Genomic DNA, 14,128 nt, shown 5'->3' on the forward strand with positions numbered 1-14,128 from the left:
GGGGCGTCGCGCCCATTGATGTTTCAGCAGTACGGAAGAACCCATGTTCCGCAAGAAGGATGCAGGCAACAGCCCCAAGGTCGAGCAGTCGGTCGCCAAGGCGGTCAGCTACGAGATCACCGTGGCCGACATGGCCCGGCGCAGCGAGCGTCGTGCCTGGTGGGTCGCCACCGGTTCGTTGCTGATGTCGCTGGCGCTGGCCGGCGGCTACTACTACATGCTGCCGCTGAAGGAGAAGGTGCCGTTCCTGGTGATGGCTGATGCCTATACGGGTACGGCAACGGTTGCGCGCCTGCGCGGCACGTTCCAGGGCGAGACGATCACCAGCAACGAAGCAGTCAACCGCAGCAATGTCGCCCAGTACGTGCTGGCGCGTGAGTCGTACGACTCGGCGGTGATGGGCCTGCGCGACTGGGAGCTGGTGTTTGTGATGTCCAGCGGTCCTGTCGCCCAGAGCATGCGTCAGCGCTATGCCGGCAACAACCCGCAAAACCCGTTCGTGATGTACGGTCGCGAGAAAGCGATCCGGGTCAAGATCCTCAGCATCACCCCCTTGGGTACTGAGGCGAACGGCAGTTTCCGCGGCGCTTCGGTGCGCATCCAGCGCAGCCTGCTCGACAAGCGTAGTGGCGCGGCGACCTATCTGGACAACCAGCTGGTGACGATGCGCTTCGAGTACAACCAGAACCTGGCGTTGTCCGAACAGGATCGTGTACTCAATCCGCTGGCCTTCCAGGTCACCGAATACCGCGTGGACAACGATTACGCACGTGGCGTGCCGGTGCCGGACGATGGCGCGATGCAGGCGCAGGCGCAGGCGCAGCAGGCCGCGCAGCAGGCCGCGCAGCAGGCACAGGGCATCTATGATCCGAACAACCCTGCCGCGGCAACCATGATTGATCCTGCAACGGGCCAACCTGTGGCAGTGCCAGTCAATGAGCAGGGGCAGCCGATGCAAGGCCAGCCCATGCAGGGGCAACCGATGCAAGGCCAGCCGATGCAGGGGCAACCGATGCAAGGCCAGCCGATGCAGGGGCAACCGATGCAGCAGGGGCAGGCCATGCCGCCGGCGCCGAACAATTCCACCGGAAATGCTGATGGAGCAAGCAACCGATGAGTAGTCGAAAAGTCAGGGGGAGCGCATTGGCGCTGCTGTCGTTGCTGTCGCTGGTGTTTTCCACCGCGGCGATGGCACAGGCGGTAGACCATTACGAGTATGAGAAGGACCGCATCTATCCGGTTCGCACCGGCCTGGGTCTGACCACCCAGATCGAGCTGAGCCCGAACGAAAAGATCCTCGACTACAGCACCGGCTTCAGCAGCGGCTGGGAGCTGACCCGCCGCGAGAACGTGTTCTACATCAAGCCGAAAAACGTCGATGTCGACACCAACATGATGGTGCGCACCGAGACCCATTCGTACATCTTCGAACTGAAGGTGGTGGCGACCGATTGGCGCCAGCTCGAGCAGGCCCGTCGTGCTGGCGTGCAGTACAAGATCGCCTTCAACTACCCGAACGACACCGTGTTCGGTGTTGCCCAGGAGGCCGTGGAGGAAGAGGCACAGCCGCTCTTGAGCACAGAGTTGGCCAAGGATCGCCAGTACAACTTCAACTACTCCTATTCGACCAGCAAGGCGAAGAAGATGGGGTGGCTGATTCCGGTCAACGCGTACGACGATGGTCGTTTCACCTACCTGAAACTTCCGAACTCGCCGGAGTACAAGACCGGCATTTTCCCGGCCGTGTTCGGCCGTGAGAAAGAGTACGGCGAGGATTTCGTGGTCAACACCACCGTTGAAGGCAACACCTTGATCGTCCACGGGACCTACCCGTACCTGGTCATCCGCCACGGCGATTTCGTCGTTGGTCTGCGAAGGAACGTGAAGAAATGAGCCAGCAGAACACTCCCGGAAGCGATCCAAACAACGGGCGCGACGACAGCCAGAGCCCTTACGGCAGCGCTTCTGGCGCTGCGCCCGAGGCGTCGTCCAATCCCTATTTCGGCAACACCCAGGCCGGCCCTGCGCCGGATCTGGACGCCAGTGCGCCGCAGCTGCGCTCGGCCGAAGAACAACGCCTGAACCGCAAGGCACTGCTGTTCCTGGGCGGCATCGTGGTTCTGCTGGTGGCCATGGGCTTCCTGCTGTTCCGCAAGGGGCAGGAAGACAAGGATGCCCCGGCGGACGTCAACAAGACCGCGCGCGCAGTGACGCCTGAGCTGCCGACGGCTACACCACCGCCGCAGGCTGCTGCCGATCCGATCCAGATGGTGCCGCCGCTACCGCCGCCGCCGCCGATGGATTCCACCCCGCTGTTCGTTCCCCAGTCCGATTCGGCACGCGAGATGGACCGTGGCCCGACTTTGCTGGACCGCCGCATCGGCTCCGGGAGCGGGGTGGGTGGTGGTGATGGACAGGATGGCAACGGGGGCAATGGCGGCCGCGGCATGGATGAGTACACCCGTGCCATGCTGGCCCAGCTGCCCAACAACCAGGCGGCGCCGGCAAAGGTCCGTCGCGGACCGGACGTGGAAGACGTGTCCAGCGCCAGCTTCATCCGCAGCCCGGATGCCCTGCTGGTGCGCGGCACCTATCTGCGCTGCGTGCTGGAAACCCGCATCATCACCGATATCGCCGGCTATACCTCCTGCCTGGTGACCGAGCCGGTCTATTCGATCAACGGCCGCAACCTGCTGCTGCCGAAGGGTTCGAAGATCTATGGTGCATACGGTGGCGGCCCAACCGGGAAGCGCGTGGAAGTCATCTGGGATCGCATCACGACCCCGAACGGCATCGACGTGGCCATGTCGAGTCCTGGCGTGGACCAGCTGGGTGGCGCCGGTCATCCGGGTCAGTACAGCGCTCACTGGGGTAGCCGCATCGCGTCGGCCCTGATGATCAGCCTGATCGCTGACGCCTTCAAATACGCTGCCGCAGAGCACGGTCCAGAGTCGACCACCGTCGCCAGCAACGGCTTCGCTGTCCGCTCGCCCTATGAGAGCGCCACCGCGCGCACCATGGAGCGCTTGGCCAATGAGGCCCTCAGCGAAGGTCGTCGTCCGCCGACTGTCACCATCAACCAGGGCACGATCGTGAATGTATACGTCGCAAAGGACGTTGACTTCACCGGCGTGCTGAACCCGCGCCGGTAACCCGGAACCCTCATGGACGCCGAAGTGTCGCCCCTCGCCCTCGTCTCCAGCGATTTCCTGCGCTATCAGTACGAAGTGCTGGGCATCGCCGAGTACATGACTTCGCCTGACGTGACGGAAATCTGCATCAACCGTCCGGGCGAGCTGTACCTGGAGACGCGGGCAGGGTGGCAGCACGTGGATGTACCGGGCCTGACGTTCGAACGGGCCCGGCAGTTCTGCACCGCGGTGGTCAACGAGAGCAACACTGGTCAGCGCATTACCGATGCCGACCCGGTTGTGTCGCTGACCTTCCCGACCGGGCAGCGCGCACAGTTCGTGATCCCGCCTGCCTGCGATGCGGGCAAGGTGTCGATCACGATCCGTCTGCCGTCCAAGCACACCAAGTCACTTACCCAGTATCACGAAGATGGTTTCTTCAACCAGATTCTTGAGCAGGATGGAAGCCTCAGCGAGCAGGATCGCGAACTGCTGGAGCTGAGGCAGCAGCGTGAGTACGCCGAGTTCTTCAGGCGTGCGGTGATGTACCGCAAGAACATCGTCGTCTCTGGCGCCACCGGTAGCGGCAAGACCACCTTCATGAAGGCGCTGGTCAACCATATTCCGGACAGCGAGCGCCTGGTCACCATCGAAGATGCGCGCGAACTGTTTCTGACTCAACCCAATGTCGTGCATCTGCTTTATTCCAAGGGCGGGCAGAGCGCCAGCAACGTGACGGCCAAGAGCTGCATGGAAGCCTGCCTGCGCATGAAGCCCGAACGCATCATCCTCGCCGAGCTGCGTGGCGATGAGGCGTTCTACTTCATCCGCAATTGCGCGTCTGGTCACCCCGGCTCGATCACCAGCTGCCACGCTGGCAGCCCGGAACAGACCTGGGACCAGCTGGCGCTGATGGTGAAGGCGTCGACCGAAGGTTCGGGTCTGGAATTCAATGTCATCAAGCGTCTGTTGATGATGACCATCGACATCGTCGTGCATATCAAGGCGCATGCGGGTTCGCGCTATATCACCGGTATCGATTTCAATCCTGGGCGCGCCCAGGGGCAGGAGGGCTGAGCGATGTTGCCAGGACTTGAAATGATGGCGTGCCCCGAGATGGCCGTCTCGATGGACGTCATGCAGCACGTCATCAATGTGGAATCCTCGCGCAACCCCTACGCCATCGGCGTGGTCGGTGGTGCACTGGCGCGCCAGCCCAAGGCGCTGGACGAGGCCCTTGCCACCGTGCGCATGCTGGAGGAGAAGGGTTACAACTTCTCGATCGGCCTGGCCCAGGTCAATCGCTACAATCTGGCCAAATACGGCCTGGATTCGTACGAAAAGGCCTTCCAGCAGTGCCCGAACCTGCAGGCGGGTTCGCGCATCCTGGCCGAGTGTTACAAGCGCTCGGGCAAGGATTGGGGCAAGTCGTTCAGTTGCTACTACTCGGGCAACTTCGAAACCGGCTTCCGCCACGGTTATGTGCAGAAAGTGTATGACTCGATCCGTCGTGGACAGCAGGTTGCCTCCAATGGCGTTGCGCCGATCGACGTGATCAATCGTGGTGAGCGCCGTACCGTCAAGGTGGAGCACCACCCGCAACGGGCGTCTCCAGCACAGGCACGCATCGTCGCCCAGGCCAGTACTCCGGTGTATGTGCCGTCCAACGATCCGGCACGAGCCTATACCGTCTATCCGTCCACCGGTGCGATGGCGCGCAGCAGTCTGGTCAATCTTGCCGATCAGGCGCTGTCACGCGTTGTGCTGGGCTCGGTGGATCGAATGATGCAGCCGGAAGGCCCGGCAGGCGCAGGCTATCCGCAGTCGCCGCAGCAGATTCCGCAGCAGAATCCGCAGCAGAATCAGCAAGTCAGGCAGGGGCAGGGTGGGCCTGTCATGCCGCAGCAGCTTCCCGGAGCGGTCGCCGGCGACGATGCCCCGGTCATGCTGCGCCCATGGAGCGAGCGGAACGCACCTGTGGCCGGAAACGGCAACGTATACAACGCGCCAGCGGCAGCGCCGGTGCAACAGATTCCCGCAGGGGATGCGGCCTTCGTGTTCTGACGAAGTCGTGGTACGGCCAGTCCCCCGGCTGGTCGATTCAGTTGTGTTAGTCCATCAACAAGGAAATCAATCCATGAAGCGATCCAATCTCGACCTCGTCCAGGCCCAGCGCACGCTGAAGACCCTGCTGATGGCCACCTTCTTTGCTGGCGCCGTGTTTGCTCCGCAGGTGTTTGCCTCCGGCGCCACCGATTTCGGTGGCACCGACGAAAAGGTCTGCGGCTTCTTCAACAACATCAATGGCCTGCTGAATATTGCCTCGATCGCCGTGGTGACCATCGCGGTCATCTTCGCCGGCTACCAGATTGCGTTCGCGCACAAGCGCATCTCTGATGTCGCGTCGATCCTGATCGGCGGCGTGCTGATCGGTGCCGCAGGCCAGATCGCCCGCATGCTGCTGGGTGATGGCAGCGACGGCAAGTGCGGCGGCGGCGCTGCTGGCGGTATGGCCCTCCACATCCAGAACGCCATCCAGTACTACAGTGCATAAGAACGTTCTGTTCCGGGGTTGCACACGCCCAGCGATGTTTCTGGGCGTCCCCTACCTGCCGTTCTTTATGGTGGCCGGCGGGTTGCTGCTCTTGAGCATGTACACGAACTTCTGGTTCCTGCTGACCATTCCGGTGGCCATCTTCATCATGCGTCAGATGGCCAAGCGTGACGAAATGATCTTCCGGCTGCTGGGCCTGAGGCTGATGTTCAAGCTCCGGGTTCGCAACGTGCAGGAACACGAAGGAATGTGGGTGTTCAACCCGAATCATTACCGCAACAAACCGGCCCGAATGGATTGAGGGCTGGACCGGACCAGGTGGGCGTCGGACGCCCACCTGGTCCACTCCGAATCTTCGTCGGCAGTACCCTTTGGAAGCAGTCGTATGTTCAGCCCAGATACGTCCATCAGCGAATTCATTCCTCTGTCCTCGCATGTAGCCCCGAATGTGGTGAAGACCACGGGCGGCGACTATCTGTTGACCTGGCACCTGGAAGGGTTGCCGTTCGTGGGGCGCGAGGAGTGGGAGCTGGAACATCGGCACAACACCTTCAATCGGTTGCTGCAGACGCTGCGCGCGCCGGATTTCGTCAACGTCGCCTTCTGGGTGCATGACATCCGCCGTCGCCGCACGTTGAAGGGCAAGAGCAGTTACAAGCAGCGCTTCAACCAGGACGTGTCCGACCAGTACATGGGCATGCTGTCCTCGCAGCGCATCATGCAGAACGAGCTGTACCTGACCATGCTCTACCGGCCGGTAGTGACCGGCAAGCGCTTCGTGGAGAAGTCGGCCAACGTCGACAAGCTCCGCGCCGAGCAGGAACAGGCCGTCGAGAAGCTGATGGAACTGGCTGGCAACGTCGAAGCCGTCATCCGCGACTACGCGCCGTACCGCCTGGGCATGTACGAAGCCAAGAACGGCGTGGTGTTCTCCGAGACCCTGGAGCTCTTCGGCTACTTGATCAATCGCATCGATGAGCCCGTGCCGGTGCTGTCGGCACCAGTGAAGGACTACCTGCCGGTCAGCCGGCACATGTTCTCGGCCAAGACCGGCGACTTCGTGATCAACACGCCCAACGGCGTCAATCACTTCGGCGCCATCCTCAACATCAAGGAGTATGCCGAGGGTACCTACCCGGGCATCCTCAATGGACTGAAGTATCTGGACTTCGAGTATGTCATCACCCATTCGTTCAGCCCGATGGGGCGCCAGGACGCGCTGAAGGTGCTCGACCGCACCAAAGGCATGATGATTTCCTCCGGTGACAAGGCCGTCAGCCAGATCGTCGAGCTCGACCAGGCGATGGACCATCTGTCATCTGGCAACTTCGTACTGGGCGAGTACCACTTCATCATGGCGGTCTATGGCGACAGCCAGGCCAAGCTGTCCCAGAACGTGGCTACTACCCGTGCCGAGCTTTCCAATGCCGGCTTCGTGACCACCAAGGAAGACTTGGCTGTCACCTCGTCGTTCTATTCGCAGATTCCGGCCAACTGGCGCTTCCGCACTCGCCTGGCCAACGTCAGCTCGCTGAACTTCCTCGGTCTGTCGCCACTGCACAACTTCGCCACCGGCAAGCAGCACAACAATCCGTGGGGCGACTGCGTCACCACGTTGCAGACGACCAACGGCCAGCCGTACTACTTCAACTTCCATGCCACCCATCCGTCGGAAAACTCGCTGGGTGAAAAGGCGATCGCCAACACCATGGTGATTGGTAAGTCGGGTACCGGTAAGACCGCGCTGATCAACTTCCTGCTCAGCCAGGTGCAGAAGTACGAGCCATCGCCGACCATCTTCTTCTTCGACAAGGACCGCGGCGCGGAGATCTTCGTGCGCGCTTGCGGTGGCAACTACTTGGCCCTGGAGAACGGCGCGCCGACCGGCTTCAATCCGTTCCAGTGCGAGAACAACGAAAGCAATGTGCAGTTCCTGGCCGACCTGATCAAGGTGTTGGCAGGCAAGCGTGAGTACAGCTCCCGCGAAGAAGAGGATATCTACCGCGCGGTCGAGAGCATGCTTGACACGCCGATGCACCTGCGCAGCATGACCAATTTCCAGAAGAGCCTGCCCAACATGGGCGACGACGGACTGTACGCGCGCATGCGCCGCTGGACCTCGGGCAACTCGCTGGGCTGGGTGTTCGATAACCCGGTGGATACCGTGGACCTGAGCAAGGCCAACATCATCGGTTTCGATTACACCGACATCATCGACAACCCCGAAGTGCGCGTGCCGGTCATCAATTACCTGCTGCACCGTCTGGAGTCGCTGATCGACGGTCGTCCGTTGATCTACGTAATGGACGAATTCTGGAAGATTCTGGACGGTGAGGGTGGCCTGAAGGAATTCGCCAAGAACAAGCAGAAGACCATCCGTAAGCAGAATGGCTTGGGCATTTTCGCGACGCAGAGCCCAGAGGACGCGCTGAAGAGCGACATCTCGGCGGCGCTGATCGAGCAGACTGCCACGTTGATCCTGCTTCCGAACCCGAACGCCAGCAAGAGCGACTACATGGACGGCCTGAAGCTGACCGAGGCCGAGTTCAAGGTGGTCACCGCCTTGGATGAGCGCTCGCGCTGCTTCCTGGTCAAGCAGGGTCACGCGTCCAGCGTGTGCCAGCTCAACCTGCGCGGGATGGACGACATTCTGTCGGTGATCTCGGCGTCCACTGACAACATCGACATCATGCATCGCGTATTGCAGACGGCTGCGGTACGCGCACGAGTGACGGTGGATGAACTGACGCCGGAACAGTGGCTTGAAGATTTCTACAAGAATCGAAAGGGCTCGGGCAAGGCGGCTGTCGCAGCGCGCGACACTGTTACCTGATCCGCGAGACGGCCTGCCCGAAGACTACGAGTTCCGATCAATGGAGACTGATATGAACAATACCAAGCAAACTTCCTCGCCCCGCCGCCGCGGGCCCCGTCTTGCAGCGATGACCGTGGCAGCCATGATGGCGCTCGGCACCGGCAATGTCAGCGCCTGGATTCCCGTGCAGGAGACCGGTACCAGTCTCATCCAGCACCTGCTCAATCAGATCAACACCTACAAGACTGAGGCGACCGCCTACGCGGCCAAAGCGCAGGACGCGGCCGAGTACATCGAGCAGAACACCCGCTGGATCCGCACGCTGGAGCAGTATCGCCAGGCGCTGATCCAGGTGCAGGCGGCGGTGAACAGCTTCGGCATGCCCGACAGCGCGCCGCTGGTGCCGGTGGCGCCGAACTATCTGGTTGCCGAAACCTGCGGCAAGGCGCTGGACTTCAGCCTGGAGTCCGCCTTCAAGGTGTTCGTGTTCAATCCGCAGGCGGATGTGAAGGAGCAGCAGATGCAGATCTGCGTCAACATCCGGATGATGCAGAACCGCAAGTACAACGACGCGATCGATTTCCTGACCCAGACCGTTCCGCGCATCAACAACTCCTTGAACCGCATCCTCAGGATCCGCCTGACCAACAACGATCAGGGCACCGTGCAGGGTGCCGACAGCGAATCGATCCGCACCGCCAATGACATTGCCGCACTTGCCCAGAGCTGGGAAGCACGGATGAAATCCTATGATTCCTATATCGAGGTCATGGAGGCCAACCAGAAGGTGGTGGCGCAGGCCGCATTGAAGGGGGACCCGACCAAGCAGCTGATCAGCGACATGGTAAAGACCACCGCACTGAAGGCCGCGCTCAGCGTCAAGTGATTGCACGCCGCTAATACGTAGACAGGCGCTGCAAAGCAATGCGGCGTTTCTTGCAGTAACGGAATTACCAAGGGATTGTGGAAATGACGATCAGGTGGCTGGCCAACTTTGATTTCTCAGGCGGATTGCAGGATCTGCTGGGCTACGCTGTGCGTGTCCAGTCGATCGGCGATTTCGTCTTCTTCAAGCTGATCATGGATTACCTGCGCGACAGGATCAGTGACTACGGCATCGACTTGATGGGGCGCATGATGTCCTGGGTCGGTGGCATTGCCCTGGTGCTGATGACGCTGTGGGTACTGATCCAGGGCTTCCGGATCGTCACCGGCCGCAGCCGCGACTCCATGATGGTGCTGGTGACCAATATGGCGCGCGCGGCGTTGATTGTGAGCGTTGCCACCAGCATGGCGATGTTCGGCAGCAACCTGCAGAAATTCCTCAACGAGGACGTCAAAGGCCTGATCACCCACGTGGTGACCGGCAAGGACCAGCAGCCGGAAGACCAGATCGACAAGAGCTTGGCCTGGATGCAGGTGGCGCTGTCGAGCATTGATGGCATCAAGATCCTGAATGATCCAGGGTTGCAGGCGGACAAGACCCGGGCGCTGTGGTTCATCGGCCTGGGCACGGGCGGCCCGGCGGTCACCGCTGGTGCGATGTTGCTGCTCTACGAGGTCGCGCTGGCGCTGTTCATCGGCCTGGGTCCCTTGTTCATTCTGTGTCTGCTGTTCGACCAGACCAAGCAGCTGTTCCAGCGATGGCTGTTCTACGGCATCGGCACGATGTTCTCGATGGCGGTACTGGCCGCGATGGTATCGATCGCGCTGGACATGGTGATCCGTGTCTCAGCCGCGTTCTGGTCCACCGCCCTGGTCAACAAGTTCCTGCTCGACGGCGCCTCCAGTGACGGCATGACCAGCCAGGCGATGCAGCAGGGCGGCATGGGCCTGATCCTCACGACCCTGATCCTGACCGCTCCCCCAATGGCGGCGATGTTCTTCCAAGGGACCTTGGGTGGTTTCGCGCCATACTCCCAGATCGGTGGATCGGCAGCGGGCCAGCCGGGTCCGCAGGGCCAGCCGCCGGGTTCGTATACGCCGGCGCAGACGGTAAATAGCCATTCAACGTCGAGCGGATCGCAAGTGGATATTGCCCAGCAGAACATGACAAGAACTGTTGGTGCAGTGTCTGAAGCTGGAGTTTCGAACTATAACGGTCGAAAGTTAGGAAATGCAGATTGAGGTAGATTGCATGGGGGCTCTTCCCTATGTCTAGTGCTTACTTAGGTCGAACGGAGGGTGCTGTGAAAATGCTTGTTGCTGTGCTTGTGTTGTTTGCTTTGCCCTTCGTTGCGTTTGCCGAGGGTAGGTGCCCTCCTGGCCAGTACCCAATAGGCGACAGCCGTGCACCAGGATGTGCTCCGATTCCTGGCGGCGGTGCTTCTGATGGACAGCAGGGGCCGGTTGCAACGGGGAAGTGGGAGACAAGGTGGGGAGCCATCGCAGAGGATTCGAGCACGCTTACCACCGGCGCGGCGTTCTCAATGAAGTCGAAACGTCGGGCGGTTAGTGCCGCAATGGCTGAATGTAATCGCTTGGGGGGGAAGCAGTGCAAGCTCAGGCTCGCCTATCACAATCAATGTGTGGCGATTGCGGATCCATCAGCACAGTCGCTCGCTCGCTCATCTGGTCAGTCAATGGCGGTGACGGCCGAGACTGAAAGTAAGGCCAAGGATATGGCAATCACCCAGTGCCAAGCCTACGGTGCGGGACAGCTTTGCAGTGTGGTGTATTCGGGCTGCAGCATGTCGGAGTTCAAGGCCTTCTGATCGTTAGGGTCGGGCACGTGCGCGCCTGCATGTCTCACGCTGATTGGTGTTGTACGGTATTGACAGACTTACTATGAAGGTTGACTTGACCTTCAAACATTCGGCTTGAGTGTTGTGGCTGGGTAGCTTCAAGCGATGGGGCGCGGCGATGGCGCGGCAAGGAGCTCAGGCATTTGGAATGCCGGAAGTGTTTTATGATGCCTTGGTCATGGCTGCAATCCAAATGAAGGCAGTTCTTCTGGGGCGAGTAGGTCTGCGGCCAGGCTGCATTCCACTTTCTGAGCGCATCTATTTTTGCGATGACGAGCCCCCCGCCAAGGTCGGAATGGTGCAGGCCGCACTTGGTATTGCTCTGTTCGCTAGTGAAGTGCCGGGTTTGCCTCTGTGATATTGGTTTGGCACTGACACGTATTCACCTCAGTTCGTTGCCTTCTGGCCTTCTGGGATTTGATGTTGCTGCTCTAGGAGGTCGTGCTGGCGCTGTTCATCATCCTCACGACCTTGATCCTGATCGCTCTCCCAATGGCAGCGATGTTCTTACAAGGGACCTTGGGTGGTTTCGCCACTTACTCCCCCGCAGCGGGCCAGTCAGGTCCGCAGGGCCAGCCGCCGGGCTCGTATACGCCGCCGGCTCCCAAATCGAATGATCATGGTGGTAGCGGTAGTTCCGGGGCCGACTACAGTCGTGTGGGCGGCATGAACACTGGAGTCTCTAGTGTTAGTCAAGATACGGGTCAGCGAGGTATTGCAGGCACAGCAGCGGCCCGGCGGTCACCGCTGGTGCGATGTTGCTGCTCTACGAGGTCGCGCTGGCGCTGTTCATCGGCCTGGGTCCCTTGTTCATTCTGTGTCTGCTGTTCGACCAGACCAAGCAGCTGTTCCAGCGATGGCTGTTCTACGGCATCGGCACGATGTTCTCGATGGCGGTACTGGCCGCGATGGTATCGATCGCGCTGGACATGGTGATCCGTGTCTCGGCTGCGTTCTGGTCCACCGCCCTGGTCAACAAGTTTTTGCTCGACGGCGCCTCCAGCGACGGCATGACCAGCCAGGCGATGCAGCAGGGCGGCATGGGCCTGATCCTCACGACCCTGATCCTGACCGCTCCCCCAATGGCGGCGATGTTCTTCCAGGGGACCTTGGGTGGTTTCGCGCCATACTCCCAGATCGGTGGATCGGCAGCGGGCCAGCCGGGTCCGCAGGGCCAGCCGCCGGGTTCGTATACGCCGCCGGCGCCGAAATCGAACGATCATGCTGATAGCAGCAGTTCCGGCGCTGACTACAGTCGAATGGGGGGCATGAACAGTGGGGCCTCAGGTGTAAGTCAAGATACGGGGCAGCGAGGTATCGCAGTCACGGCAAAGGATTTAAGATGAGAAACGCCTACAGATCAGGTATTCAATCGACCGCCCCGATTTTCCGCGCCTTGATAGTCGTTTGTACTATGGGTGCTCTATCGGTTGTTGCCGGACCAGTGCTGGCAGAGGGTAGGTGCCCGCCCGGTCAGTACCCAATCGGAGATGACAGAGCGCCTGGCTGTGCACCAATTCCAGCGGGAGGGGGGGGCGCGGAATCTGGTCCCAGGCCAACTGGTCGCTGGATCAAAACTTGGGGCGCGCTCTCCAGCTCCGCGTCAGGTGATGCGGGAGTTTCGATGGGAAAATTCAGCAAGTCTGATGCTCAGAAGGATGCTCTCGCACAGTGCGCCCAATGGGGGGCTAGTGATTGTCGGATCGATCTAGCATTCAAGAACACGTGTGTAGCTGCGGCTACCGCTGGTGGGGGGCGTGGTACGAAGATCCATACTGGTGCTGATGTGGGCGTGGCTCAGGCCCGCGCTCTCAAGGACTGTCAAGTTAAGGGGGGGGCGGCGTGCAAGGTTGTTTACAGCGGTTGCACGGAGCCGTATTTCAAGGCGTACTGATCCTTCCGTAGCCTCACTCTTGATGGATGCTGATGCCGCGATGTGTGCGGTGCTGCGTTGATCGTCAGCGTTGCCACTAGCGTGGCGATGTTGGGTGGCGGCCTGCAGAAATTCCTCAACGAGGACGTCAAAGGCCTGATCACCCACGTGGTGACCGGCAAGGACCAGCAGCCGGAAGACCAGATCGACAAGAGCTTGGCCTGGATGCAGGTGGCGCTGTCGAGCATTGATGGCATCAAGATCCTGAATGATCCAGGGTTGCAGGCGGACAAGACCCGGGCGCTGTGGTTCATCGGCCTGGGCACGGGCGGCCCGGCGGTCACCGCTGGTGCGATGTTGCTGCTCTACGAGGTCGCGCTGGCGCTGTTCATCGGCCTGGGTCCCTTGTTCATTCTGTGTCTGCTGTTCGAACAGACCAAGCAGCTGTTCCAGCGATGGCTGTTCTACGGCATCGGCACGATGTTCTCGATGGCGGTACTGGCCGCGATGGTATCGATCGCGCTGGACATGGTGATCCGTGTCTCAGCCGCGTTCTGGTCCACCGCCCTGGTCAACAAGTTCCTGCTCGACGGCGCCTCCAGTGACGGCATGACCAGCCAGGCGATGCGGCAGGGCGGCATGGGCCTGATCCTCACGACCCTGATCCTGACCGCTCCCCCAATGGCGGCGATGTTCTTCCAGGGGACCTTGGGTGGTTTCGCGCCATACTCCCAGATCGGTGGATCGGCAGCGGGCCAGCCGGGTCCGCAGGGCCAGCCGCCGGGTTCGTATACGCCGCCGGCGCCGAAATCGAACGATCATGCTGATAGCAGCAGTTCCGGCGCTGACTACAGTCGAATGGGGGGCATGAACAGTGGGGCCTCAGGTGTAAGTCAAGATACGGGGCAGCGAGGTATCGCAGTCACGGCAAAGGATTCAAGATGAGAAACGCCTACAGATCAGGTATTCAATCGACCGCCCCGATTTTCCGCGCCTTGATAGTCGTTTGTA

13 protein-coding genes and 1 pseudogene are annotated in these 14,128 nt (G+C 60.8%); all 14 read left to right on the forward strand.

Annotated elements, in window-relative coordinates; all coding sequences use genetic code 11:
• The first annotated feature begins 43 nt into the window (after positions 1–43).
• Positions 44–1,117 (forward strand): type IV secretion system protein, encoded by a 1,074-nt coding sequence (locus K5K93_RS00210; RefSeq protein WP_222389022.1) that lies wholly within the window; start codon positions 44–46, stop codon positions 1,115–1,117.
• Positions 1,114–1,893 carry a TrbG/VirB9 family P-type conjugative transfer protein gene (locus tag K5K93_RS00215; protein ID WP_154880794.1) on the forward strand — a complete coding sequence of 260 codons (780 nt, stop codon included), beginning with the start codon at positions 1,114–1,116 and terminating at the stop codon, positions 1,891–1,893. The genes K5K93_RS00210 and K5K93_RS00215 overlap by 4 nt, the downstream gene beginning before the upstream one ends.
• The gene (locus tag K5K93_RS00220) at positions 1,890–3,152 is read left to right on the forward strand and encodes a TrbI/VirB10 family protein (protein WP_222389023.1); all 1,263 of its coding nucleotides are present in this window, start codon (positions 1,890–1,892) and stop codon (positions 3,150–3,152) included. Before K5K93_RS00215 ends, K5K93_RS00220 begins: the two co-directional genes overlap by 4 nt.
• A gap of 12 nt (positions 3,153–3,164) precedes the next feature.
• Positions 3,165–4,208, forward strand: a complete 1,044-nt coding sequence (gene virB11, locus K5K93_RS00225) for a P-type DNA transfer ATPase VirB11 (protein WP_132824812.1) — start codon at positions 3,165–3,167, stop codon at positions 4,206–4,208.
• Between the two features lie 3 nt (positions 4,209–4,211).
• On the forward strand, positions 4,212–5,195 hold the full coding sequence (locus K5K93_RS00230; protein ID WP_222389028.1) for a lytic transglycosylase domain-containing protein: 984 nt from the start codon (positions 4,212–4,214) through the stop codon (positions 5,193–5,195).
• A 130-nt stretch (positions 5,196–5,325) separates the two neighbouring features.
• Positions 5,326–5,685: a TrbC/VirB2 family protein gene (locus K5K93_RS00235; protein WP_230112075.1), complete on the forward strand. Its 360-nt coding sequence runs from the start codon at positions 5,326–5,328 to the stop codon at positions 5,683–5,685.
• The gene (locus K5K93_RS00240) at positions 5,678–5,986 is read left to right on the forward strand and encodes a VirB3 family type IV secretion system protein (RefSeq protein WP_154880788.1); all 309 of its coding nucleotides are present in this window, start codon (positions 5,678–5,680) and stop codon (positions 5,984–5,986) included. Before K5K93_RS00235 ends, K5K93_RS00240 begins: the two co-directional genes overlap by 8 nt.
• Positions 5,987–6,070: 84 nt before the next feature.
• Entirely contained in the window at positions 6,071–8,518 is a 2,448-nt protein-coding gene (locus K5K93_RS00245; RefSeq protein ID WP_222389032.1) for a VirB4 family type IV secretion/conjugal transfer ATPase, read from the forward strand.
• Entirely contained in the window at positions 8,448–9,386 is a 939-nt protein-coding gene (locus K5K93_RS00250; RefSeq protein WP_222389034.1) for a hypothetical protein, read from the forward strand. The genes K5K93_RS00245 and K5K93_RS00250 overlap by 71 nt, the downstream gene beginning before the upstream one ends.
• Before the next feature lie 83 nt (positions 9,387–9,469).
• Positions 9,470–10,627 carry a type IV secretion system protein gene (locus tag K5K93_RS00255; RefSeq protein WP_261311983.1) on the forward strand — a complete coding sequence of 386 codons (1,158 nt, stop codon included), beginning with the start codon at positions 9,470–9,472 and terminating at the stop codon, positions 10,625–10,627.
• A gap of 765 nt (positions 10,628–11,392) precedes the next feature.
• The gene (locus K5K93_RS00265; protein ID WP_222389037.1) at positions 11,393–11,602 is read left to right on the forward strand and encodes a hypothetical protein; all 210 of its coding nucleotides are present in this window, start codon (positions 11,393–11,395) and stop codon (positions 11,600–11,602) included.
• A 373-nt stretch (positions 11,603–11,975) separates the two neighbouring features.
• A pseudogene (locus K5K93_RS00270) lies at positions 11,976–12,590 on the forward strand (type IV secretion system protein); the annotation flags it as partial.
• A gap of 278 nt (positions 12,591–12,868) precedes the next feature.
• Positions 12,869–13,138, forward strand: coding sequence for a DUF4189 domain-containing protein (locus tag K5K93_RS20190; RefSeq protein WP_261311885.1), 270 nt, complete (start codon positions 12,869–12,871; stop codon positions 13,136–13,138).
• Between the two features lie 42 nt (positions 13,139–13,180).
• Positions 13,181–14,062 (forward strand): type IV secretion system protein, encoded by an 882-nt coding sequence (locus tag K5K93_RS00280; protein WP_261311886.1) that lies wholly within the window; start codon positions 13,181–13,183, stop codon positions 14,060–14,062.
• Positions 14,063–14,128: the final 66 nt, after the last annotated feature.

The organism is Stenotrophomonas sp. DR822, from assembly GCF_019793815.1.
GTDB classification, from domain to species: domain Bacteria; phylum Pseudomonadota; class Gammaproteobacteria; order Xanthomonadales; family Xanthomonadaceae; genus Stenotrophomonas; species Stenotrophomonas indicatrix.

What these genes read in the sequence shown, in the direction of transcription:
- K5K93_RS00230 (WP_222389028.1), top strand. Translation starts at nt 4,212, where the DNA reads ATGTTGCCAGGACTTGAAATGATGGCGTGCCCCGAGATGGCCGTCTCG.
- K5K93_RS20190 (WP_261311885.1), top strand. Translation starts at nt 12,869, where the DNA reads ATGGGAAAATTCAGCAAGTCTGATGCTCAGAAGGATGCTCTCGCACAG.
- K5K93_RS00265 (WP_222389037.1), top strand. Translation starts at nt 11,393, where the DNA reads ATGCCGGAAGTGTTTTATGATGCCTTGGTCATGGCTGCAATCCAAATG.
- K5K93_RS00220 (WP_222389023.1), top strand. Translation starts at nt 1,890, where the DNA reads ATGAGCCAGCAGAACACTCCCGGAAGCGATCCAAACAACGGGCGCGAC.
- K5K93_RS00255 (WP_261311983.1), top strand. Translation starts at nt 9,470, where the DNA reads ATGACGATCAGGTGGCTGGCCAACTTTGATTTCTCAGGCGGATTGCAG.
- virB11 (WP_132824812.1), top strand. Translation starts at nt 3,165, where the DNA reads ATGGACGCCGAAGTGTCGCCCCTCGCCCTCGTCTCCAGCGATTTCCTG.
- K5K93_RS00235 (WP_230112075.1), top strand. Translation starts at nt 5,326, where the DNA reads ATGGCCACCTTCTTTGCTGGCGCCGTGTTTGCTCCGCAGGTGTTTGCC.
- K5K93_RS00245 (WP_222389032.1), top strand. Translation starts at nt 6,071, where the DNA reads ATGTTCAGCCCAGATACGTCCATCAGCGAATTCATTCCTCTGTCCTCG.
- K5K93_RS00210 (WP_222389022.1), top strand. Translation starts at nt 44, where the DNA reads ATGTTCCGCAAGAAGGATGCAGGCAACAGCCCCAAGGTCGAGCAGTCG.
- K5K93_RS00215 (WP_154880794.1), top strand. Translation starts at nt 1,114, where the DNA reads ATGAGTAGTCGAAAAGTCAGGGGGAGCGCATTGGCGCTGCTGTCGTTG.